Genomic DNA, 23,394 nt, shown 5'->3' with positions numbered 1-23,394 from the left:
CTCTTATGGCCCTGGCGCGTTACAAAACAGTTGTTGATGAATATGCTCATCTTATTCGTAATGGTAAATTACGACCCGGCACCCAATTACCAACACTGCGCCGGCTCATGCATGAGCATGGCATTGCCCTGGCTACGGCATCGCGCGTGTATGCGGAACTTGAACGTCATGGCCTGGTGAGCTGTGAAATGGGGCGCGGCACTTTCGTGCGCGATACCAGCCTTCCGCGCGGATTGGGACTGGAGCAGCAAGCTCTGCAATCAGGTGCAGTCGACCTGGTGTTTAACTACCCTTGCCTGCCGGGGCAGGATGAGATGCTGCGCGAAGCTTTGCGATGCATAGCCAGCTCAGGCGACCTGGACGCATTGCTGCACGCCGCGCCGCAAGGTGGCCGTTTGCATGAGAGGCAAATTTTTGCCAGGCATTTACGTAATCGGGGCTTGCGTCTGCCAGCCTCGCAGGTGCTCATCGTCAACGGTGCTCAGCAAGCACTGGCGGTAACAGTGCAGGCTTTCCTGGCTCCAGGTGATATTCTGGTGATGGATGCACTGACTTTTCCTGGTATGAAAACCCTGGCGCAATCGGCCAGGCTCGATGTGGAAGCACTGCCTTTGCTCAGCGGCAAGTTGAATCTGCCAGCCCTGGCCACCCTGTGCCAGCGACGGCCAGTGCGTGCCGTGTATGTCATGCCCACCATGCATAATCCCATGGGTACGGTCATGACTGAAAAAGAGCGGCTCCAACTGGCGCGGCTGGCGCAGCAATATCAATTTCTGATCATTGAAGATGGTGCCTATGCATTTTTGGCTGAACCCGCACCAAAACCTGTGTTTGTCCACGCGCCAGAGCAGACTATCTATATTTCCGGCCTGTCAAAAAGCGTGGCATCAGGTTTGCGTATAGGCATGCTGGCGGCGCCCGCAGCCAAAATAGCTGCACTGGAAACAGCTATTCGCGTCACTTCTGGTAATACTCCTTCACTGATGATAGCCTTGGCATGTCGTTGGATAGAAGACGGGGTTGTCGATGCGCTGGAAATCAAAAAGCGCAAGGACGCCAGGAAAAGGCAGCAATTGGCACGGATGGCTTTGCCTGACTGCATGCTGACCGCCCATCCCAGTGCCTATTATTTATGGCTGAGCCTGCCTGAGGGATTACGTGCAGATCAGATTGCGGCTAGTCTGGCACAACAAGGCGTCATGGTGGCGACAGCTGAGGCTTTTGCTGCCAGTATTGCCTTACCTCAGGCTCTGCGGCTGGCGCTGGGGTCAGTACCGCCAGATATCCTGTCAACGGCTTTGGCAAAGGTCAACGAGGCCTGCAAGGTATGAAGCAGTTGAGCAGGTTCAACGTGCCGGAAATTTTTTTAACTCCCGTATCGTCGTATTGAGGCCATGAGCTGATGGCAAATCCGTCAGGCATTGAGCAACCGTCACATGCTTGGACCAGGCCTTGATTTCGCCACAGCTCAAATGTTCGGTAGTTTCGAATAATTGCGTCTTGCCCAGATAAAACCGGGTACAAAAATCCACGTCCTTCCCTGGGCTCATGAACTGGCGTACCGCTACCTTTCCCAGGTTTTTTACTCGCCCCTTGTAGACATCAGCGCTATGATCATAAAAGCTTTGAATATACTCCACTTCTTGCAGAGGCTGGGCGGTCAGCAGACCGAGACCACGGGCTGACAGGCGAGTGTGCTCCAGTTCTTCGTTAGTGTAGCCTGCATTTTTGATCTTTTGTTCTATCAGTGGCAGGGCTGAGGTGCAACTGATAACCTTCATCTCCACATAAACAGGAGTACTGGCTACGTCTTCGGCCTTGACGGACGGGATGAACATCAAAGCCAAAGTGACGGCGAGTATTGTCCTCATACACGGGCCTATCATGTCATGCGATTTTTTGCCAAAGGCGGGTTTTTGGAAAAATATTTCTTGATCCCTTTCATGACCGCATCAGCCAGTTGATCCTGATAGGCATCATCGGTCAGTTTGGCTTCTTCTTCCGGGTTGGAGATGAAGGCTGTTTCTATCAGGATACTGGGAATATCTGGTGCTTTTAGTACCGCGAAGCCAGCCTGTTCAACCGCACCCTTGTGCAGTCTGTTGATGCCACTTATTTCATTCAACACAACTTTGCCCAGTTTGAGGCTGTCATTGATCTGCGCTGTCGTGGACAAATCCAGCAAGACGCTGGCAAGCTGCTTGTCGTGGGTCTTGATATTGACCCCACCGATCAGGTCGGCCGCATTTTCTTTATCCGCCAGCCAGCGTGCTGCGGTGGAGCTGGCTCCTTTTTCTGATAAGACGAAGACAGAAGAGCCGCGTGCACTTGAATTGACAAAGGCATCCGCATGCACGGACATGAACAGGTCAGCCTGCACGGCGCGGGCTTTTTGCACCCTGACATTCAAGGGAACAAAGTAGTCTGAATCACGGGTCAGCATGACACGCATATTCGGGTGTTGCTCTATCTTGGCCTTGAGGCGTTTGGCAATCGCCAGTACCACGTCTTTTTCGCGACTGCCGCCACGGCCTATTGCACCGGGGTCTTCACCGCCATGACCGGGGTCGATGGCGATGGTGATCATGCGTGTCAGCTGAACGGCTTTTTCAGCCGGTTTATCTGCTGGCTTATCCTGATGTGCATTATTGGGTGTATCGGCCCTGGCAGATTTCTCATCCGTTTTTGGTTCGGTTTTGACCTCGGCTTTATTGTCGGCCCTGGTATCAGCTTTCCCCTCGCTCTTGCCGGCCAGGATATCTGCCGGGTTGGTGGTCGCATTCGGGGCGGCTGTTTTATTGGCGGCATCCTTATTCCATTCGCCTTTTTCTATCATGGCAGTCAATGGGTCGACTGGATTGGCCGGATACAGGTCAAACACCAGCCTGTGCTTGTAATTGCCGACGGGCTCCAGGGTGAATACCTGCGGGCTGACTTCTTCTTTCAGGTCAAATACCAGGCGCACGACGTTGGGCCGGTTCTGTCCCACGCGCACCTGCTTGATGTAAGGATCGTTTGACTTGATCTTGGCGACCAGCTCCTTGAGCTTGGCATTGAGTTCCAGACCCTCGATATCGACAAACAGGCGATAGGGGTCTTTCAGTACAAAATGACTGGTCTTCAGTTCACTGTCGTTTTCCAGCGTGACACGGGTATAGTCTTCTGCTGGCCATACGCGCACGGCCAGTATCTGCGCCGCATTGGCGGCGGGCGCCAGTACTGACAGCAGCAGGGTGCCGCCCGCCTTGAGCAGGACGCGGCGTTTTTTAGAGTGCGCGATACCAGTACCCGACGTACTTTCAGCGCTTACAGATTCGGGGCGAACTTGAGTGATGCGAGACATGCGATACCTTTAGCAGACAACGCGTGCAATTCTACCTCACGACCGTCACCGGCGACGCGCAAAAATATATTCAAATCAGGTTTGGGTAGCAGGCCATCCGCTTTTTCCGGCCATTCCACCACACAAATATTACTGTCATTAAATTCTTCCCTGAAGCCGGCCTCGGCAAATTCATCTGCACTGACCATGCGATACAGGTCAAAATGCATGATGGTGACAGCCTGCCCCTTCAATGTGACCTGATAGGGCTCTGCCAGGGTGTAGGTCGGGCTTTTGACATTACCGGCATGGCCGGCGGCATGGATCATGGCGCGTGTCAGGGCAGTTTTGCCGGCGCCGAGGTCGCCATGTAAAAAAATACTCATACCTGGCGCCAGTGCATGGGCCAGGCATTTTCCCAGTGCCTGGGTTGCTGCTTCATCGGCGAGTGTAGTCTTATAATGTGACATTTCCTGCAAAGTCCCTTATTCATGATCCTGCTTCAAGCTGCATATATAACATATCGCCTGACCCCTGTCAGCGCCAGCGGGAGGGGGCTATGAGTATCAGTCAGCAGGCCCTGGCCGACCTGGCCGGACAGATACGCCTGTGGGGCAGGGAATTGGGGTTTTCTGAATTACGTATAGGCGATGTTGATTTAAGTCATATTGAAGACAGTTTCCAGGCCTGGCTTGACGCAGGCTACCATGGTGAAATGACGTATATGGCCAGCCATGGCAGCAAGCGCACCCGCCCGGCAGAACTGGTACCAGGCACGGTCAGGGTGATCTCTGCCCGCATGAATTATCTGCCGCAAAATGAGAACTGGCGTACTGCCGAGCTTGCGCAGGGGCCGGACATGGCCGTCATTTCCCTGTATGCGCGTGGTCGCGATTACCACAAGGTCTTGCGCAACCGCCTGCAACAACTGGCAGAACGCATAGAGCAGGCGATAGGACCATATGGTTTCCGGGTATTTACCGATTCTGCCCCTGTCATGGAAGTGGCGCTGGCAGCCAAGGCTGGCCTGGGCTGGCGTGGCAAGCATAGTCTTTTACTCAGTCGCGAGGCCGGATCCATGTTCTTTCTTGGGGAAATACTGGTTGATTTGCCACTGCCCGTTGATGAGCCGGTAGGTGCGCACTGCGGCCAATGCAGCGCCTGCATGGATGTTTGCCCGACCAGGGCGATCGTCGCCCCTTATACCGTCGATGCCCGTCTGTGCGTGTCTTACCTGACCATAGAATTGCATGGCAGCATACCGGTGGAATTACGTCCTTTGATAGGCAACCGTGTGTATGGCTGCGATGACTGCCAACTGGTCTGCCCCTGGAACAAGTTTGCCCAGGTTGCTGCCGTTGATGATTTTGCTGTCAGAAACGGTCTCGACAATGCCCGTATGGTGCACCTGTTTGCCTGGAACGAAGAACAGTTCCTGCGCATCATGGAAGGCAGCCCGATACGCCGCATAGGCCATGAACGCTGGTTGCGCAATATTGCAGTCGGCCTCGGTAATGCGGCATCCGCCATGCATGGGGATGCCGAGATAGTCGCGGTGTTGCAGTCACGGCTAGATCATCCCTCAGAGATGGTGAGGGAGCATGTGGTTTGGGCTTTGGGGCAGCACGGGATTCAGGTTTTGTCTATTACGTAAATCAACCGTACCCGTCATTTCGTCACTCCTGCGCAGGCAGGAGCCTGGCGGCGTTTGCTGCAAACTCTTATTGCTAATTTCGCTTGTCGCTTTCACCTGACCAGACTCAACCACAGCGGCAAAGTCAACACCGACAGCACCGTACTGGCCGAAAGCAGGAAAGCCACGAAGAATCCGTTGCCACCCATGCGGGCGGCTAATACATAAGCGCTTGAGACCGACGGTAAGGCGATGAAGGGCAGGGCCAGCAGTTTGGCGGACAGGAAGTAGGCAGCAATCCCCTTGGCTTCTCGCAGACCTGACAGGCGCATGCCCGCGCCTATCGCCAGCAGGCCCAGCGCAATCGAGGCGTTGCGCAGACGCGGCAGGGTGGCATTGATACCTTTCGTGAGATGGATTTCCAGCATGCTGAACCTGAGACCGGATACCTCATGAATTGCGTTTTGATTTTCTTGAATGAGGGGGACCTGGTATGTCGAAAGTACTTGCTAAAGCACTTTGCTCAATATGTGCGGTGTGAACACAATCAGCATTTCATTTTCAATTTAATAATTGCAAATTGATAAATAATGCCTTGAATGACGCTTCATTTCTTCAAGCTTTTAATGCTCCCGTCACAAAATTCTCCAATTACAGACAAATACCTAACAAGGTGCAATGTTTTATTGGAAACTGCGAAGATTAGAATGTACATTATGCAATTATAAAAATAAAAATAAAATATTACACGCCTTCCGACTTGCCTAGGAAATGGATGAGATATGACAGTTTTTTTGACCGTCCCCATTCGTCTGGATGCACTGCATTTGACGGCGCCACTGTCAGTTGTCAACGCAAAAGCAGATTTCACACGCATGCCCTACTGGAATGGCGAGCATGAAGTCAACCCTGACGTTGCAAACATCAGTGAAGATCTGGCATCGTATCCGTTTGAGAACCAGACGCTGGTTCTACCCCCAGGGGTACATCTGCACTGGAGCTTGCCTGATGCCCTGGCACACGGCAGCAGCAAGGTTCCCGCCGGCTATGAGCAAGGCATGCTCTTCCCGGCAGTGCCAAACAGGTGGTTGGTGACGCGTCTTCAAAATGAAAAACAAGACAAGCAATGGGTGGTAGAAAGCGATTATTTACACCCGGACAAAACCGTATTCCCGCCAGCCGATGGCAAAACCCTGCACAGCGTGGCAATCCCCTTCCCATGTGACAGGCAAAAAGGGGAGCGACCATTTCGTTACCTCGGACGGATACGTCCGCAGATAGAAAACGACACTACCCCCGAATATCTTTCAAGCAAAAACTATCGTTTAACCGTAGTGGGATACCAGCCCAATCCCAGAGAGATGAGTAATACCGTGCCCCCCAAAGGCGGCTTGGGCGAACCCACATTTGCTGCGCTGTATTCCAATTGCCTGAGCGTGTTCGGATTGCATGATGCCGAGTTACCCACTGACGTAAGCGGGCTTAGATACGAAGTCATCGGTTGGTACAGTGATCCTGGCCAGGATTGGCTCAATAGTGAAGCAATGAGCGAAGCCCTGGAAATAGCCCACCAAAATCTGAAAAAGGCAGGTCAAACCATCGATGAAGCTGCAGTATTGAAGCATGCGCTAAAGGATGCATTCAATTGGGAGATAGCAGACGCACAGGCGGCTTTGCCAAAAGCGAGTATCTTCCATGCACACATAAGCATGGACAAGAAAGCAGACACTTTCAAACCAGACAATGTGTCCGTGGCAATGGGCAATACTGCCACTGAAGCCTTGTCGGCATTGCTGGCACACGATGCCCGTCTTCATCATGTGAAAGAAAATCTCGAAGCCAAGCTGGAGGCCTTGCATTTGTCAGAGCGCATTGATCATTTGACGCTAGACATTGGACCGAAATTTCAGCATGCAAGACATGATCGCGGGTTTTCCTCGCTTACCGGGGGGACGGTGTGGGGCATACGCATAACCGATGCCAGCGCCAAGAAAAACTTGCCACTCAGCGATACCATCCCTGCTGCCGATGCGATAAAAGAGCCGCATTTGCTCAATCAACTCAACCTGGCACAACGCGAACTCGATCAGGCAATCTGTGAATTGGACTGCATGCAAAAGCAGCTGTATGCAGACTGGTACAAATACATGCTGTGCGCCTATCCACCTGGCGATGCACGTGACGATTACCCGGACATTGACGAAGTGCGGTTTTTCATAGAAAAACACCAGCTTATCCCTATTGCTGACAAAAAAGAACAGCTCACGCAGTTGACAGCAAACCGCGACAAGTGCAAAAAAGAACTCGAAGATCTGCTGCACACACCGAAACAACTCCAGTCCCGACCGGGAATGCGTTTTTTCCGCCCGAATGAGCCGGTACTGCTGATTTCCGGCAATGGCTTGCGCATGACCACTCGCCACTTTCAAAGCGGCCCACATCCATGTGGCGTTTTGACGAAGGACCTGGACCTGTCCAACATTGATACGCTCTCCGAGCTCATAGGTCAATTCAAAGGCGGCACGCACGAAGACCCGCCAGGAACATGGCATCCATTCTCACTCGATTGGCGGGTGGAGATGAAACCCGTGCAAGAGAAGAACAATCTTTCTGCCCATAATCGCCATTACGATCCTGATTTTATTCTGAACACCTATAAGCTCGATCATGATCAGGTGGAATTGACCGCTATTGCAGGCAAAGCAGGGACCGGACAAGCTGCAAGTATCTACACGGGCAGCAGTTTGCTAACGGGCCACGCCAAACTGAAACTCTCTGAGCGCATCAATGCTTTCTTGTCGCTAAGGCTGCTGCCAAAATATTTCGAGGACAAGGCTATCCCACCAAAAGAGCGCAGCAACGACTTTTTCGAAACCCACGTTCATGCCATCAAGGAATGGTACGACACAAAAAAAGCAGACCCCAAGATTGCTGATACAGTCGTAGACACCATACTCGAGGTTGCATCGGTGATTGACGATGCGCAATTCCATGTATTGGCACAAGCGTTGAATGGCTTTAACGAAGCCTTGCTGATGCACAAGCAAACCTTCCAACTGCCACTTGACGAACCGCTGGGATTTGAAGATGCCAAAGCATTCACCCGCCGTGTGAAACAGGCTGTGGGCTCAAACACCTGGGTTGCGCCACAACCACTGGACGACTTTCACCTGATACGTAGTGGTGGCTTCAAGGTGCTTGATTTGCGTCTGGTAGATACCTTTGGACGGGTGCAAGATCTGGACGTAAAAAACTGGCTGGCGAGCGAGTTGATGCCTGCAGCATCAGGCGAATCAGGTTTTTTTTCATTGCCCCCCCGGCTGACACAAGCAGCGCGGATATTTTTTCAATGGCTTGCAGGTGACAATGGCGAAGTTGAGATGAACTCTCACCCGGCAACGACACCGGTTTGTGGCTGGTTCTTGCAAAACCAGCTGGATCAAAGTCTCATGGTCTATGATGCCAGCGGCAAGGCACAAGGGGCGCTTGATAGCGATTTCAAGTGGACATACGCACCGGGGGCCGCACCAGTCAAGCCTGAGAAACTGCCCAAGTATCTTGGCGTGATGGTAGAAGAGTTAATCACAAAAGCACCAGCCAATTTTTTTAAGCAACTGGATACGGCACTGGAGCACATTAACCCGGCGCGCTCTTCCGAACATGAAGCCCTGGCACTTTTGATTGGAAGACCAATTGCCGTGGTGCGGGCAAAATTGAAACTGGATCTACAGGGACATCCGGCGATTAACCAAAGCTGGGACTGCTTCCGCATTGATCTTGAAAAGTTTTTTGAAAGTGATGGTAAACAATTCGAGCGATCAAGCGATGGTGTGAGCAGGGTGAAATTGCAGATTCGTCTTGGAGACAGCCGGCAATTGAACGATGGACTATTGGGGTATTGGATAGAAGACAAGGATGGCAACTATGGTGCATACCAGACTGGTAATGACACCTGGATAGAGCGTTGCATCGCCGACGGTGAAGTGAACCTGACCATGCTGCTGGACCCACGCGGTGTGGTGCATGTCACATCCGGGATTTTGCCTGCAGAGGTACACGAAATCGCACCAGATCACTATGCACCAGCACTCAAGGCAATGGAAGCATGGTTTTTGACAGCGCCTATCCTGAGCCCGGCGGACAAGATTGCCTTACCCCTGCCCACAGAAGCAGACCACAAGTGGTCGTGGATTGCCAGGCGCGAGGCGAGTGAGGCTACCCACATCGGGCCGGCCAATACCCAGGCGAATTGGGACGAGGTGCTCGAAATTCAAGAAGGTTGGCTCAAACTGAGCACGTCAGAAGATAAAAAATAAACCCCTGCTATTTATCAGAAAGCGATCAAATCATGGCAACTGAGAATAATTCGACCCAGTTTCGCAAGAGCCACCCTATTGATTTCACGCTGTTCGACGATGACGAACAAGCCGTCATGTACATTTCCGAAGACATCAGCGACCGGAAATTACATTTAACGATTGCCAATACATCCACGCAAGACATGAGCATGATGGCCGGGCCAACTGAGGTCTCGGCAAGCAATTATCATTTTGCTTTACAGTTTCGTCCGGGGACCTTGTCCAGGCGAACACTGGAATTACTCGCTAGCCCAGCAGCCAACAAAGTTGTGAGCACGCCAGACTGGAAGTTGGCACAGCATGTCCATCAGGCTGGGACAAATGCACCCGTGAGGCTTTATTTCCTTTACACGGGAAGCAAGAGCACTCTTTCGATAGGGGAAACGCGCTCGATTGTGCTTTCGGGTCTCAGTGCTGCGCCAGGCAGCGGAGCACGCGGGACGCAGGTTGAATTGATTCCACACCAACTGCAATTACCTGGCAATACAGCGATTACCGGCAGCCGCACGCAATACATGCATGTGACCAACCATAGCGGCAGAAAAAATATTCCTTTGCATATGAGTATCATCGAGGGCAGTCGCGTGCAGAACGGTGCTATGGCCGCGACGCTCACGCTACGTCTTACCAATATTTGCAAGGCCAAGGATGTCAGTACGTCGACGATCGTATTTAGCAAGGGTGAGGACAATTATCCTGCAACGAAGCTGGTCTTATCATGCGACACAGGAACGGATGACTGGGATCTTGGGAGCATCACGGGCGTGGGCGTTCCTGTTGGCCTGGTGAGCGCGGCAGGTCCCAGGATAGGCGAAACACCAAGCTGGGATATCACCTTCCCTAACAATAACTATTCTCTTGAATACGGAAAAAGCCTAGACCTTGCGATCACCATCGATGTCTCTGCAAAAACCGGCAATGCCAACCTGTACCTGCACTACGACAACATCCCTGGCTATTGGGATGGGCAATTTGTGTGCAGCATAGAAAAAGGACCTGTCGTCATCAAGGACGGTAACGTGGGGATAGGTGGTGCACCGCTGGAGATCGAGGACGCCAACAAGCAGAAGTCGCCAATGAAACTGGGAGTAACTGGCCCCGTCAAGATGGCGTTTGGCGACTCCGGCAGCCTGGCATTTTTAGGCAACGGACCAGCCTATCCAACCATGATGGTACAGGGCAATGAATTCCAGGTCTGCAGTGGCAACTCTGGGAATTATGGAGGCAATATTCAGAAAATGGCCTTGCGTACGGAAGAACTCAGCGTTCCAGGCAATATTGTTTGCGCTAAGGATATAGAGGGTAACAAATTATCCGCCAAGATGCTGGAGGTGAATGGCGACGTCAAAATGGATTTTGGCGCGGGCAGTGGGTTACGGCTTCAGGCCAATACCAATAATAACACGGGGATTTTTGTAGGCTTACAGCAGGCCGATGGTACTCACCAACCGAACAATGGGCTCACGATTGCGGACGTCTATGTCAACAAAAATGGCGAAAGAGCTTTGTTGAATGCTATTTCCCTTAATGCCCAAACTGTGATGGCTGCGGGTGATATTGAGGTCGCAGGTGCGATTAAGGGTAAGGGTGACAGCGGAGCGGTAATCATCAAGGGTACCAAGCAGTTCGTGGGGAGCAGGAAACTAGCTCAAGAGAAAGAATACTTAAACAAATGTATTAGCATCCTCGATATGGGTATATATGGTCTTGGCGGCCCGCCTCCTCAGACGGGTGCAACGCGCAAGTACCGATTCTATATTGTCGCTTGGGACTCGTGGAATTATAAGCACGGCTCAGGTGATGGGACCCTGGTGCAAATAATACCTGATACAGGTAAGTCAATCGAAGTGCATATCCCTGCAATCTGGGGGAGCACTGAAGATAAGCATAAAGGGCATGCCTATTCGGAACTTTTCGAATTTCCCCAGCCAGCCGAACCTCCCAAACCAATCAAATCTCCCAAACTTAATTGGATAAAAGAAATCAATATAAGAAGCATAACGGGAAACGCAGCCACCGCAGCTTATTTGTATGAACTTTGGGTCGAGTACTTTGATGTCTTCTAGCAGGATCATGGATGTCGGGTTGTTCCAGCCTGTTTTCGTCTCACTCCATGACAAGCCCATAGGTGTGCTTGAGGAAATTTTTTTGCAGTATCAGTTTCCAGGCAAGGCATTAGCATGGTTCCGTGTATTTGCTGTTGAAAAAAGCAAAGGAATTAAACGGTAAACGGCGCTTGTTGACAAAGCTGACGGGTATGCAAACAGACGCCAAATCTGGTTTGAAAAATAGAACGATACCGCATTTTATGCGCAGGACATAGATAAGGCTCGGCACTGGCGGGCGCGACGTGACTTAATCGAAAAACCTGAATACACGGAGAGGACCATGTCCGACATCAGTTTGGAAATACATCACCTGGATGTGCGGGGTGGTGATGCTACTGCGATTATTGTCAAAGATCATGTCAGCGACGCAGAAGGGAAAGTCGTTTATCGGGTGCTGATTGATGCAGGAGCTGAAGGTAGCGGAAGTAGCGCGCTAAAGCACTATTTGGAGAAGTATTTTGCAGGCACGCACTTCGATCTCATTGTTGCCACGCATTACCATCAAGACCATATTCAGGGTTTTTTTGAAGCTGGCATCCAATTCGATCAATTCCTTGATATAGGCGGCTATGCGGAGGCCAAAAATTTTGAAGCGACACCTGCAAATGGTATAGGCACAGGCGCCAGGACAGGGACCTTTAGCGCTTATGCTGCCCAAGTACAAGCGCAGTTAAAGAGAATGAAAGAAAAAGACCCCAAAACAATCTCATTACGATGCCAGATACCGTTCTTTAATGTAGCCGATCGGCGACCATTCGAAATTGAACTGGGGGGCAAATCTGACATTACATTGAAGTGCTATTGCGCCGACGGAATTCTTGCTGATGGCAGCAATGTGCTAACGTCGCAAAAAGCAACGAAAGCTCGGAAATTCAATCCCAACGATCTATCGTTGGCGCTATTGGTTGAATGGGGACAATTTCGCTATTTTACAGCTGGAGACTTGAGCGGCGATACTGAAATGAGTAGTTACTACGACGTCGAAAAACCTTTGATTGACTATTTGAAGTCAGATAAGGGGCCACTTGCGGGCGGAAAAACAGTCAGCGTCTTCAAGGCGAGTCACCACGGCAGCGAACACAGCAATCAACTATACTTGCTGGGCCAACTAAAACCAGAAACGATCGTCGTGTCCTGCAACCAGATGAAAGAGGTGCCGAGCGAAAAATTTCTTGAGCGACTCAGCTCGCTTGATACTAAACCCATTGTTGCGTTTTCCAATTCCCTGCACGTCTTTAAAGGTGATGAGCGTTATGACGCGCTTTCTAAAATTAAGGAGCAGATCACAGACGGAAATGTAATCTTCAGCGATCAAGACGGAAATACGCAAGCCTCGAATTTGGGTACTAAGGTGGCTGTAATTCGACGGCGTGTCAAAAACGGGCTTGTAGTCGATCAATCTAAACCAGAGAGAGATTGTGCTGGGTATCAATTGATTAAAGATAGCCATGACATTGTATTGATCAAGCGGTCGCCGGATGAAGTTAATAATCTGCAAAAAAAAATAGTATTTCAAAGTTACGACATCAATCGTTCATTCGCTTTTGGTACTCTTGATGAAGTAAAGGGCCTGAACAAGGCAATCTGCGATGGTTTTAAAATACAGGCCGAAGAAATATCCGCTTGGGCGAAGAAGGACAAGAGTGATTCAAGCACTGTTGGTATTGATTTCATCACTGCATATTTCCCGGGCTTTATAGAAACATGGAGCAAATTCCAAAGTGGCGCTTGTACTAAAGAGCAAGCAGTCGATCAATTTTACAAAAAAATGGACGTACTATTAACGGCAGCCGTTAAGATCAAAATGGAGGGGGAAAAACCATATTTTAATCTGCACACTCCTGCAAACATACTCAATGACGACAAGATAACTCTTTATTACCTGCTTGTCGATAACATCAATCAGACTTACTTCAATTTACGCTACTCTCCAAATGGAGGACGTAAGCTCCTTGAATCGCCATATCCAGAGGATACAGGCGGAAGGATGAAGAGGGGACGCGAATATGCTCCAAAACTTCCATCTGCGAAGAGGGGTAAATAAAAATGACATCCGCAACCATCTTCAATCAGTCAATTAGCTTCAATGATGAAAAATATACCTCCGAGTCATTTGATCATTTGCTTCGTGCTTTTGGACTTGGTTCGCTGATCATTGATGCCGTGAGCGTTGAGCGCAGCCATGCGCCAAGTACGTATTTGACATTGAAAGGTGACACAACGCTGCCATTGCATGAAGGTAAGGTAGAGATTGAGATCAATCTCGATTACATCAATGGCCAGTGGAGTTTCGATTTCAAAACCACATTAGCCGTGATGAAGCTCAGCACGCTCAGCGAACTCGGCATTCTCCCCTCTACGCCCTTCGTCCAGCCTCTACTGGATGCAGAATATACTACCGTCGATCTCATATTTGATTCAACAAATTCCAGGCTTTACTTCGTTTGTCTCCAATCGAAACATAATTGCGCTATTTTCCCGGGAATTTCCCTCGGTAATTTGGGCTTCGAATTTTTTCGCTGTTACGGGGCGCAGCCTGAATTACTGCTCGACATGTACGCGACCCTCGAAGCGGGAAACACGTCCATTGAAGTTAAAATTGAAATTCCCCTCGGTGGAACTCTTGCCCCAAAATCCTGGGCTTTGTCATCGCGCTCTACAATCCCCCTTGGTGCCTGGGCGTCAGATCTGGGAGCATTACTTGCTCAAGTCATCAAGGTTCCAGTTGCGCAACTTTTCCCGGCAGATTTTTCTGCGATAAGGACCGTTTTTCTGGACGATCTCAGCATTCTTTTGGACCCGGTCGAAAAAAAATTGCTATTTCTTTCGATTCGCCTTAAGTCCGGGAAACAGTTTGAAATTTTCGATTCGCTCGCAATTAACAAGGTGGGCATGCGTGTCAACGTGACCCCATCACCAGGCCAGAAGCCAGCGATTGGGCTGACAATGTTCGGGCATATGCAAATCAAGGATGATGCCGCGTTGGACTTACAGGTCATACTACCTGAGAACCTTCTGGATCCGTGGTCGCTTTTTGCATCAGGGCATGTCGATATCACAGAATTGAAAGATATCGAGAACCTTCACTGGGGATACGAGGTGAAAGACCTGCATCTGCACCAAGGATTTTTTACATTTGAATCAGTGGATCTCAAGAAATTCGAAGTCGATTTTAATCCTGTCAATAAAACTGTTGGCGCAATTGCATTCGATTTGCAACTGAAGGCGGCTTGCGAATTGATACATGGACTCAACATTATTAACCCCAGGTTAGAGTTCATCGCGAATAACCCGTTCGATGTTGCTGCTGCAAAAAATCCGAAAAGCCTTGAGGGAAGCATTTCGGGGACGCTCGCTGTGAGCGACATTCCTTTCACTGTCGAAGCGACAAAGCAAATCAACGGTTGGAGTTTTGCTTGCGCGGCGTCTAAACCGATCGAGATCGGTAAGCTAGCCATTGCCCTGTCAAATCATTATCGTTCTCCTATCGCATTGCCAGATGTTATTGAAGAAAAACTGCAAATCAAGCTATTGTCTTTACGTTTTACCACAACAACCGAGCAGAACAACTCCCCTGCACCTGGGACAAACAACAAGTCACAGGCCGTTCAATTCAATGCCGGAATTGACTTCCCCCTTTCGAGCGAAGACGATGCAAAAATGGCGCTCTTGTCATTTGATGCATTCGTCAGCCAAAAGGCGGAAAACACGTATGAATACCAGTTCGGTGGAGAATTGCGCATAGGGAAAATTGGATTTCATGTAAAGTACGATACTGCCAAACAGGGGGATGCAGGAACGAGTTTTTTCGTCGGGGCTTATTCTGATACTAAAAACCAAAAGCTCAAGCTATCGGCATTGCTCGGAGAAATTTCCCCTACGCTGGCAGGGCTGGTCCCTGACGCGCTGAGTATCATCATCAAGGATGCACTGTTCGCCTACAGCAAACCCGCCACCGATCCTGGCAAATCGCTGTTCGGCGTCGATCTCGGTATAAAACTGGACTTTTCTCAATTGCCACTCGTCGGGAAATACGTTGCGAGCGCGGCAGGGAAAAACATAGGATTCGACAACCTGCAGGTCGTTTTTGCCACGGCGGAATTCAAGGCAAACGAAGTGCAGAAATTAAACAGTTTGCTGGGCACGTTTAACCCGCCTGTCCACAATCTCCCTGCGGTCGCGCAAACCACGACCCCCGGAATGGCGAATTCGCCTGATCTTAATGCGGTAGTACTGCAGCGTGGCGTCAATCTCGCCGCAGTTCTGAATCTCGGACCTGTATCGCAACCTGTGATGTTCCCGGTTGCAGCGCAGGCACTGCCCACAGGCACAACACCAATCGCACCGCCACCTGACAGTGCTATCTGGCTCAATATCCAAAGAGCAGTCGGTCCCCTACATGTCGAGCGGGTCGGTGTTGAATATCGCCAATCAAAGATTTGGGTGCTGCTGAGCGCCTCCATGAGTGCGACAGGACTGACCATCTCGCTGGACGGCCTGGCGTTTGGCGTAGATCCATCCAAACTTGAGGTTGATGTCTCATTACGTGGCATGGGCATCGATTACAACAACGGTTTTGTCGAAATTGGAGGTAGCTTCCTGAGGCTGCCATCCACAAAAGAAGATGCCCCAATTGCATTCGGCGGCGCTGCTGTGATCAAGGCAAAGGGTTTTACCATCAGCGCACTTGGTTCCTACACCACCATCAAGGACGAAAAAGACTCAAGCAAAGAAGATTCGTCATTTTTTATTTACGGTCTGCTCGATTATCCAATTGGCGGCCCACCATTCTTTTTCATCACGGGCCTTGCTGCAGGATTTGGCTACAACCGCAACGTGGTCGTTCCCCCCATTGAGCGGCTGGCGCAGTTCCCACTCATCGAAGCAGCGCAAAAAAAGACCGATGCAAGCAAGATGCTGGCGATACTCCAACGCGCCAGCGCAGCCATCCCTGCCACTGTGGGCCAGCACTTCCTCGCCGCTGGCGTGATGTTCAGCTCTTTCAAGATGGTAGAGTCTACCGTATTACTCACCGCTGCCTTTGGCAAAAAACTTGAACTACACCTTCTGGGCTTGTCCACCATGCGCATTCCGTCAGCGGAATTTGGCGATGCCATACCCGCCGTCGCCGAGGTCGAACTGGCGCTGAAAGGCAGTTTCATTCCCGACGATGGCTTTGTGGAATTGCGTGCGCAACTCACCCCCACGTCCTACCTCTTTTCCAGGGATTGTCACTTGAGTGGGGGATTCGCATTTATGTGCTGGCTCAAGGACGGCGGCTCGGCAAAAAGTGGTGATTTCATCTTGACGCTGGGTGGCTATCATCCGCGTTTCCAGGTACTCAAGCATTATCCTGTAGTACCACGACTCGGTTTTTTGTGGCAGATGCAGGAATTTGGCCTGTCACTGCAAGGCGATGTGTATTTCGCACTTACCCCATCAGCAATCATGGCTGGTGGACATTTGCAGGTCATTTGGAAAAGCAGCGCAGTCATGGCCTGGCTCAAAGCCGGGATAGATTTTTTGATTGCCTGGATGCCCTACCATTATGATGCGCAAGCCTATGTTGATATAGGCATACAGCTCACCTTCGAGTTTTTTGGAACACAACGACTGTCACTAGAAGTCGGCGCGGATCTGCATATCTGGGGCCCAGAATTCGCGGGTGACGCCACGGTGCATTTGTGGATTATTTCATTCACCATCCATTTTGGTAATACCGCTGCCAGCCAGGCTAAAGCAATAGGCTGGGAAGATTTTAAAAAGATGTTCCTGCCTGAAGAAGTATGCAGCATAGCGGTAGCCGATGGGCTGATACATAAAGGGGATGACAAGGATGAGCTCGGCATCATCAACGGCAAACATTTCAGGCTGGTGACCAACTCTGTAATTCCAGCTACTTCTCACCAGGTACCCAACTTCGACGCCCAAACTGCGCCCGCCATAGCGCATCACTTTGGTGTGGCACCGATGGGGCTGCCGTCAGTCACTTCGTCTAAACAAACCATTAAGCTCAGCAAAAAGATCAAGACCAATGATGTTAGCTCGACGGCACAGACAGACCAGTTTTTCTGCACGGCGATCACGAAAAATGTTCCCTCATCGCTTTGGGGCGCATCGCTCACCCCACAACTCCACGGCCCTCAATTTGTCGAAAATGCGCTCTGTGGGTTTGAGATCAAGGCAAATGAACCCAAGCCTGCCTATAAGACTGAGGCCGTCAAACGCCAGGATTTACTTGTAAACGACAAAGGTGCCGAAAATACCCGCACATGTACTTGGGGAGCGATGGGGAAGTCTTTCACCTGCAGCACCAATAGTATAGAAGCAACAACAAAAGCGAACACAGGCAAACGCAATGAGTTGCTCAAAAATTTAGGCCTCAGTATCGCCGAACTCGATAATGACTTTAGCTTCGATTATCTCGAAGAGCTACCACAAGCAGAGGCAACATCATGAGCCAGCCAGGAAATAATTCCCTGCAAAACCCGGACGATGTGATTTGCTTTCTCGATTCGCACCGTCCTGGTGTCGAAGCCGGTGACTATGAAATTGAAGTCACGCAAGAGATAGTTGGGACAGGTATTCCGGAAGCTACTTTTTCGAAAAAAGTAAGCTTTTCGATTCAGGGCCAGCGTTTTAGTTTACCACCAACCGAAATCCTCGCCATGTTCCCGCCCAACGGCAGCATGGGCGATCATGCGAATGTATTGCCGCATATGGTTTTACAGCGCAGTACCTTGCCCTGGGAACGCAAAGCACAGGCCGATTCCGACGCACCGTGGCTGGCGCTGCTGGTCTTTCACGAAGGAGAGATAGGCGACCCACAGACGATGGCACTGAAAGATACAAAACTCGGCTATCAGGCAGAAAAGGGACAATCCCTTGACGATCAAGTCATCATCATTGAAGTCGAGAAATCACTGCTGGAGTCCCTGCTTCCTAGCATCAATGAACTCAAATTACTGACCCATGTGCGGCAACGCTCATCCGCCACTGCTACTCCACTGGCGGAAGTGGCGACTATCATTGCAAAACGGCTCCCCAAGGCCAATGGCATGAGCACGGCACATCTGGTTTCATTGGAGAACAGGTATACGGGTGAGGATAACACTTTTGATTTTAAGAATAAGGAAACCACAGAAGAACAAAAGATTCGATTCATCAGTTTGGCCAGTTTCAGGTTTGGCTGTACTCAACCAGAGCAGCAATTTACCAGCCTGCTGTTGAATCTCAAAGGAAGCACACCGGCTACTGGCCCCAGCAGCTTGCGTTTGCCGGAAAGCGATTTTCCGTGGAATAGGGATGAAATAGCCAAAGCGCAATTGGCATCAGGTGCAGTGCCGATGCGCCACTCTTTGCGCAATGGTAAAAAAACCGTGTCGTGGTATCACGGGCCGCTTGCCCCCGCGAACAACCCGCTTGATCCTCACAGCAAAGCACTGCCTTCCTGGCCTGTTAAGGTAGCAGACAAGCTCTTGCGCTACAACAGGGAGAGCGGGATGTTCGACGTTTCCTACGCAGCAGCATGGGAAATTGGACGACTCGTGGCCTTGCAAAACAAGAAGTTCTCGCTCGAGCTGCTACACTGGAAACAGGAACAAGCCAAATTGCGGCAAACCCGAAGTTGCCATCCTTTGGCCATTCCAGTGTCGAGCTCAATGACAGACATCGATGTAGCATTGCCGCCCAGCCTGCAAGATTGGATGTTGGGTCTGAGACTGTTAGAAGGTGTGCCGTTTTCTTACCTCGTACCAGACGAACGTATGCTCCCAGTGGAATCCATTCGTTTTTTTGCAATGGATTGGTTGTGGATCACCTGTCTGCTTGACGGTGCGTTCAGCGTCGGCAGTGTGACACAAGCCGACAAAGAGCGGGACAAAGCTTATTTGCGGCATAGGACTGATCCTCAGGGCTTGGTGACAGGCGTGCTTCTTCGCTCTGAAGTGGTTCCTGGCTGGCCTGGATTACAGATCGATGGCTATATTGGAGGCAATAAGAAACTCAAACCTCCCCTCAGGATCGCCAGGCTGGCACCTGATGTGCTTTTTTACCTGTTCGATGGGGTGCTCGATGAAATCAAGATTCACCAGAAAATAGAAACCTTGCACTTCGGGCTGCGTGGCGAAAACGATGCACTCACAAAAAAACCACGATCCCAAGAAAATGACATCAGTGTTATTTGGAAGGACAAGAGCAAACGCATCATTGACATGACAGCATTCAGCACTGCCATGTGCTCCGGAGTGGCCACCATTGATTCGGCCAATTTTGCCTCTGCAATGATAGAAGGCGTTGAGGAGGTGACTTTCGCCATGGCGCAGCCGCCACAGTAATAATCAAGTTGTTTCGGACGTCGGGATAATTTTTGCGTAAGTCCTAATCGGGCTATTTATTTTACCTGCACATTGACTTTACCGCACCAGACTTAACCACAGCGGCAAAGTCAGTACCGACAACACCGTACTCGCCGAAATCAAAAACGCCACGAAGGGCCCATTGCCACCCATGCGGGCAGCTAATACATAAGCGCTGGAGGCTGTCGGCAGGGCACAAAAGACCACGGCGATTTGCAGTTGCAGAGGTGGTAGCTGCAGCCAGCGGCCCAGCAACAGGGCGATGAAGGGCAGGGCCAGCAGTTTGACGGACAGGAAGTAGGCAGCGATGCCCTTGGCTTCGCGCAGGCCAGACAGGCGCATGCCCGCCCCTACTGCCAGCAGACCCAGTGCAATCGAGGCGTTGCCGAGGCGTGACAGGGTGGCGCTGATGCCTTCGGGGATGGGTATTTCCAGCACACTGAACAAGACACCGGATGCCGTACCAACCACCAAAGGGTTGCTGGCGATTTCTTTCATCAACCTGCCGCTATTGTGCGCCAGGGCATACACCGCACCCATATTGCACAGAGGGACCAGAAAACCGATCAGCAGGGCCATCAGGGCTGTACCCTGTTCGCCGGCCAGGCGCGATGCAATTGCCAGTGCTATATATGAATTGAAACGGAAAGCGGTTTGCACGCCGGATTCAAATATCCGTGGTGCTGTGCTGAACATGAACTTGGCGCACCAGCCCAGCAGCATGCCACAGGCTGTGGCAATCAATGCTACCTGCAGTAAATGACCGGTTGCGTGAAAATCAAAGCGGGTGCGTGAAGTGGTGTAAAACAGTAAAGCCGGGAACATGATGAAGTAAACAATCTTCTCGACACCAGCCCAGAAATGACCGCCCCAGTGCGCATGGCGGGCCAGTAAAAAGCCCAGCAGGATCAGGCTGAAGTCGGGAAAGAGCAGGGTGAAGATCGACATGCTTTACTGTATCCCCACCCATTTATTTCAACATGCCCGCCAACTCCACGGCTGTCTTGACTTGCATCTTGTCAAAAATATGGGCGCGATGTACTTCTACGGTACGCATGCTGATGCCCAACTGGTCGGCAATGACCTTGTTCATCTTGCCCAGCAAGATCAGGTCCAGCACTTCTCTCTCTCGGGTGGACAGGCTGGCCAGGCGTTCATGGATGACAGCTGCAGAACCAGCCTGGCGTGATACGCCAAGTGCTTCTTGTACCCGGTCCATCAATTTGTTGTCGTTGAAAGGTTTTTCAAAAAAATCAAAAGCGCCGCGTTTAAGGGTATCGACTGCCATGGGCACGTCACCATGGCCGGTCAAAAAAATTACGGGCAGACGCTTGGTCAGTTGTCTGGCGGCCAGCATTTCAAACAGATTGATGCCGGTCAAGCCCGGCATGCGTACATCAAGCAGTATGCAATCGCCCTGGCTGTCAAAGAGCAGGGGCTTGTCCAGTGCAGTCAGGAATTTTTCAGCGCTGTCATAACCGTGGGCGGCAATTTGCCTGGATCTTGCCAGCCAGGATAAAGAGTCACGTATGACTTCTTCGTCGTCGATGATGTGTAGCATGTGGTCTCCCGTAAATAATCTGGCGCACTTTAGCTAGCTGCGCTACGCATTGTGTATGTTGTTAATATGACTTGCTGATATGGGTAATGCGAATTGGAAAATAGTACCACCGACAGGATTGTCGCTATGTGACAGCTTGCCACCATGAAATTCTATGGCTGTACGACAGATGTTCAGGCCCATGCCCATACCGGCCGACTTGGTACTGAAGAAGGGGGAAAACAGTTTTTCCGACACCTCTGCCGGTATCCCATGACCGCGATCGATGACGCTCACAAGTATGTGCTGCTCATTGTCGTCGTAGCTGGCTTCCACTCTCAATATACGCTTTTCCGGCGGTGTGGTTTGCATGGCTTCTATCGCATTTCTTGTCAGGTTTAGCAATACCTGCTCCAGCAGGATGCCATCTGCCAGCACCAATGGTAGTTTTTTTGCAATCTTCCACTGCAAGGCGACATGGCTGGCTTGTGCCTGCAATTCAACCAGGGGCATGGCGCTCTGTATCAGGTCGGCTATTTGTACTGGTTCGCGCGTGGCTTCCCGCTTTTTAACAAATTCGTGGACGCTGCGTATGATCTGGCCCGCTCTCTGTGCCTGTGCATTGACTTTTTCCAGGGCACTCTGGAACAGGGACTTATCTATCATGCCGCCCTGTAAAAGATTGACGGCGCCGGTGGTGTAACTTGAAATGGCAGCCAGTGGCTGGTTCAGCTCATGGGCGAGCATGGAGGCGATTTCCCCCATGGTGGCGAGCTTGGCGCTGGTGTGCAGCTTTTCCTCCTGCTGGCGTGTCAGTTCCTGGGCGCGGCGCAGTTCAGAGATGTCGAGGATGGAACTCATCCAGCCTGTCTGTTTGCCATTTTCATCGATCAGCGGTGACTCATAGATCAGCACGGGGATGCGCTCGCCGCTGGCATGCTGGTAGGTGGTTTCAAAGCCTTCCGACGGCACTGATCCTGCAAGCAGCTGGTTGAAGCGCTGCTGATATTCTTCTATTGCTTCCGGCGCCCAATAGGGCATGGGGGGGATGCGTCCTATGATGTCTTCCGCCGGGAAACCCACCATGCGGCAAAAGGCCGGGTTGACATAGGTCAGGCGGCCTTCCATGTCGCGGGCGCGCAAGCCGGTCACCAGGGAGTTTTCCATTGCAGTACGGAAGGTGACTTGCTGACGAAGGGCGCCTTCTGCGGCAAGCCGGCGGTTAATGTCGCGCCATAGGGCCATCAGGCTCCAGATCAGGCCTATCGACAGCAGGATGACGGATAGCACCAGGAGGTTGGACAGGAGTTTTGGCTCGGTCTTGATGCTGTTGGTACGCAGCACCAGCGTCAGGCTGGGCAGTTCCAGGGCACGGCTGTGGGTGTAGACACTCTTGCCACTGCCGCCGGCACTGCGTTCTGCCAGTATGCGGTCATCAATATCTGTGATGGTGATCTGGTTGTCCTGGGCGAACCACCAGGGCACCAGTTCTTCCAGGATGGCATTCATGCGATAGCTGATCATCATGCTGCCTATCCTGCGCTCATCCTTGATGATGGGGATCTGGCAATGCATGAGATAGGTGTTCTTTGCATTGATTTCCAGTACAGGCTTGAGGCAGATCGTCTCTTCGCTGATTTCCAGGTCGCCAAATTCGAATTTGGGGGAGGGGACGCGGCCGCCATCAGCCTGGACGATATCACGGGTATCGGCTACTACCTTGTTATTGGCGTCGTACCAGGCAATGCGCTGGATTTCGCGGTTATTCTTGAGTATGGTGCGAAAGCGTTCAAGTACTGTGTCTTTTTGCAGTTTGGCTGATTTGATCTCACCACCGATCTGACGCAAGACTTCATCATTGCGGTTCAACTGGAATTGTATGGCCTGTTCGACCCAGAGCGAGTCGGCAATCAGTTGCTCCTGGCGCTCATTGGCTTCCATGCGTTGTGCCTGCCACGGCAACCAGATCAGTGTGGACAAAAACAGCAACAATAGCAGGATGGGGATAATCCAGCGCCATTTTTGATTGGGCCAGGACTGTGAGCGGTGCAGGGTTTTCATAGAAACGAGTTTACC

The 23,394-nt window shown here is 51.1% G+C and carries 14 protein-coding genes; 7 read left to right on the top strand and 7 right to left on the bottom strand.

Annotated elements, in window-relative coordinates:
• Positions 1 to 5: 5 nt before the first annotated feature.
• Positions 6 to 1,331, top strand: coding sequence for an aminotransferase-like domain-containing protein (locus tag LZ463_RS09705; protein WP_241455424.1), 1,326 nt, complete (start codon positions 6 to 8; stop codon positions 1,329 to 1,331).
• 15 nt (positions 1,332 to 1,346) lie between these two features.
• On the opposite strand, the gene LZ463_RS09700 is transcribed toward LZ463_RS09705, so the two are convergent.
• Genes LZ463_RS09700 through tsaE form a run of 3 tightly spaced genes read right to left on the bottom strand, consistent with a single transcriptional unit; the run spans position 1,347 to position 3,792 of the window.
• Positions 1,347 to 1,871 (bottom strand): hypothetical protein, encoded by a 525-nt coding sequence (locus LZ463_RS09700; protein WP_241455423.1) that lies wholly within the window; start codon positions 1,869 to 1,871, stop codon positions 1,347 to 1,349.
• Between the two features lie 11 nt (positions 1,872 to 1,882).
• A complete protein-coding gene (locus LZ463_RS09695) occupies positions 1,883 to 3,343 on the bottom strand; it encodes an N-acetylmuramoyl-L-alanine amidase (RefSeq protein WP_241455422.1) in 1,461 nt (486 codons plus the stop codon).
• Positions 3,307 to 3,792 carry a tRNA (adenosine(37)-N6)-threonylcarbamoyltransferase complex ATPase subunit type 1 TsaE gene (gene tsaE, locus LZ463_RS09690; protein ID WP_241455421.1) on the bottom strand — a complete coding sequence of 162 codons (486 nt, stop codon included), beginning with the start codon at positions 3,790 to 3,792 and terminating at the stop codon, positions 3,307 to 3,309. The genes LZ463_RS09695 and tsaE overlap by 37 nt, the downstream gene beginning before the upstream one ends.
• An 89-nt stretch (positions 3,793 to 3,881) precedes the next feature.
• Here tsaE and queG point away from each other — a divergent pair, with 89 nt between their 5' ends.
• Positions 3,882 to 4,976: a tRNA epoxyqueuosine(34) reductase QueG gene (gene queG / locus LZ463_RS09685; RefSeq protein WP_241455420.1), complete on the top strand. Its 1,095-nt coding sequence runs from the start codon at positions 3,882 to 3,884 to the stop codon at positions 4,974 to 4,976.
• Positions 4,977 to 5,068: 92 nt separating this feature from the next.
• Here the strand turns inward: queG and LZ463_RS09680 are convergent, their stop codons facing one another.
• On the bottom strand, positions 5,069 to 5,383 hold the full coding sequence (locus LZ463_RS09680; protein ID WP_241455419.1) for an AEC family transporter: 315 nt from the start codon (positions 5,381 to 5,383) through the stop codon (positions 5,069 to 5,071).
• 354 nt (positions 5,384 to 5,737) lie between these two features.
• Between LZ463_RS09680 and LZ463_RS09675 the strand changes: the two genes are divergently transcribed.
• The 5 genes from LZ463_RS09675 to LZ463_RS09655 all read left to right on the top strand — a co-directional run bounded on the left by LZ463_RS09675 (position 5,738) and on the right by LZ463_RS09655 (position 19,757).
• Positions 5,738 to 9,271 (top strand): hypothetical protein, encoded by a 3,534-nt coding sequence (locus LZ463_RS09675; protein ID WP_241455418.1) that lies wholly within the window; start codon positions 5,738 to 5,740, stop codon positions 9,269 to 9,271.
• Between the two features lie 32 nt (positions 9,272 to 9,303).
• Entirely contained in the window at positions 9,304 to 11,379 is a 2,076-nt protein-coding gene (locus LZ463_RS09670; protein WP_241455417.1) for a hypothetical protein, read from the top strand.
• Positions 11,380 to 11,701: 322 nt separating this feature from the next.
• Positions 11,702 to 13,465, top strand: a complete 1,764-nt coding sequence (locus LZ463_RS09665; RefSeq protein WP_241455416.1) for a ComEC/Rec2 family competence protein — start codon at positions 11,702 to 11,704, stop codon at positions 13,463 to 13,465.
• 2 nt (positions 13,466 to 13,467) lie between these two features.
• The gene (locus tag LZ463_RS09660; protein ID WP_241455415.1) at positions 13,468 to 17,880 is read left to right on the top strand and encodes a DUF6603 domain-containing protein; all 4,413 of its coding nucleotides are present in this window, start codon (positions 13,468 to 13,470) and stop codon (positions 17,878 to 17,880) included.
• Positions 17,877 to 19,757: a hypothetical protein gene (locus LZ463_RS09655; protein WP_241455414.1), complete on the top strand. Its 1,881-nt coding sequence runs from the start codon at positions 17,877 to 17,879 to the stop codon at positions 19,755 to 19,757. The genes LZ463_RS09660 and LZ463_RS09655 overlap by 4 nt, the downstream gene beginning before the upstream one ends.
• A gap of 78 nt (positions 19,758 to 19,835) precedes the next feature.
• Here the strand turns inward: LZ463_RS09655 and LZ463_RS09650 are convergent, their stop codons facing one another.
• The 3 genes from LZ463_RS09650 to LZ463_RS09640 are packed head-to-tail and all read right to left on the bottom strand — an operon-like array spanning position 19,836 to position 23,379.
• Positions 19,836 to 20,726, bottom strand: coding sequence for an AEC family transporter (locus LZ463_RS09650; RefSeq protein ID WP_241455413.1), 891 nt, complete (start codon positions 20,724 to 20,726; stop codon positions 19,836 to 19,838).
• 22 nt (positions 20,727 to 20,748) lie between these two features.
• A complete protein-coding gene (locus LZ463_RS09645; protein ID WP_241455412.1) occupies positions 20,749 to 21,339 on the bottom strand; it encodes a response regulator transcription factor in 591 nt (196 codons plus the stop codon).
• A 42-nt stretch (positions 21,340 to 21,381) separates the two neighbouring features.
• Positions 21,382 to 23,379 (bottom strand): sensor histidine kinase, encoded by a 1,998-nt coding sequence (locus tag LZ463_RS09640; protein WP_241455411.1) that lies wholly within the window; start codon positions 23,377 to 23,379, stop codon positions 21,382 to 21,384.
• Positions 23,380 to 23,394: the final 15 nt, after the last annotated feature.

Source organism: Undibacterium paludis (assembly GCF_022568815.1).
Taxonomy (GTDB): domain Bacteria; phylum Pseudomonadota; class Gammaproteobacteria; order Burkholderiales; family Burkholderiaceae_D; genus Undibacterium.
This window is presented reverse-complemented; position numbering and strand designations above follow the sequence as displayed.

Bases quoted from the DNA above. Each gene is read 5' to 3' on its own strand.
- LZ463_RS09645 (WP_241455412.1), bottom strand. From the start codon at position 21,339: ATGCTACACATCATCGACGACGAAGAAGTCATACGTGACTCTTTATCC.
- LZ463_RS09665 (WP_241455416.1), top strand. From the start codon at position 11,702: ATGTCCGACATCAGTTTGGAAATACATCACCTGGATGTGCGGGGTGGT.
- LZ463_RS09650 (WP_241455413.1), bottom strand. From the start codon at position 20,726: ATGTCGATCTTCACCCTGCTCTTTCCCGACTTCAGCCTGATCCTGCTG.
- LZ463_RS09695 (WP_241455422.1), bottom strand. From the start codon at position 3,343: ATGTCTCGCATCACTCAAGTTCGCCCCGAATCTGTAAGCGCTGAAAGT.
- tsaE (WP_241455421.1), bottom strand. From the start codon at position 3,792: ATGTCACATTATAAGACTACACTCGCCGATGAAGCAGCAACCCAGGCA.
- LZ463_RS09655 (WP_241455414.1), top strand. From the start codon at position 17,877: ATGAGCCAGCCAGGAAATAATTCCCTGCAAAACCCGGACGATGTGATT.
- queG (WP_241455420.1), top strand. From the start codon at position 3,882: ATGAGTATCAGTCAGCAGGCCCTGGCCGACCTGGCCGGACAGATACGC.
- LZ463_RS09675 (WP_241455418.1), top strand. From the start codon at position 5,738: ATGACAGTTTTTTTGACCGTCCCCATTCGTCTGGATGCACTGCATTTG.
- LZ463_RS09705 (WP_241455424.1), top strand. From the start codon at position 6: ATGGCCCTGGCGCGTTACAAAACAGTTGTTGATGAATATGCTCATCTT.
- LZ463_RS09670 (WP_241455417.1), top strand. From the start codon at position 9,304: ATGGCAACTGAGAATAATTCGACCCAGTTTCGCAAGAGCCACCCTATT.
- LZ463_RS09660 (WP_241455415.1), top strand. From the start codon at position 13,468: ATGACATCCGCAACCATCTTCAATCAGTCAATTAGCTTCAATGATGAA.
- LZ463_RS09640 (WP_241455411.1), bottom strand. From the start codon at position 23,379: ATGAAAACCCTGCACCGCTCACAGTCCTGGCCCAATCAAAAATGGCGC.
- LZ463_RS09680 (WP_241455419.1), bottom strand. From the start codon at position 5,383: ATGCTGGAAATCCATCTCACGAAAGGTATCAATGCCACCCTGCCGCGT.
- LZ463_RS09700 (WP_241455423.1), bottom strand. From the start codon at position 1,871: ATGAGGACAATACTCGCCGTCACTTTGGCTTTGATGTTCATCCCGTCC.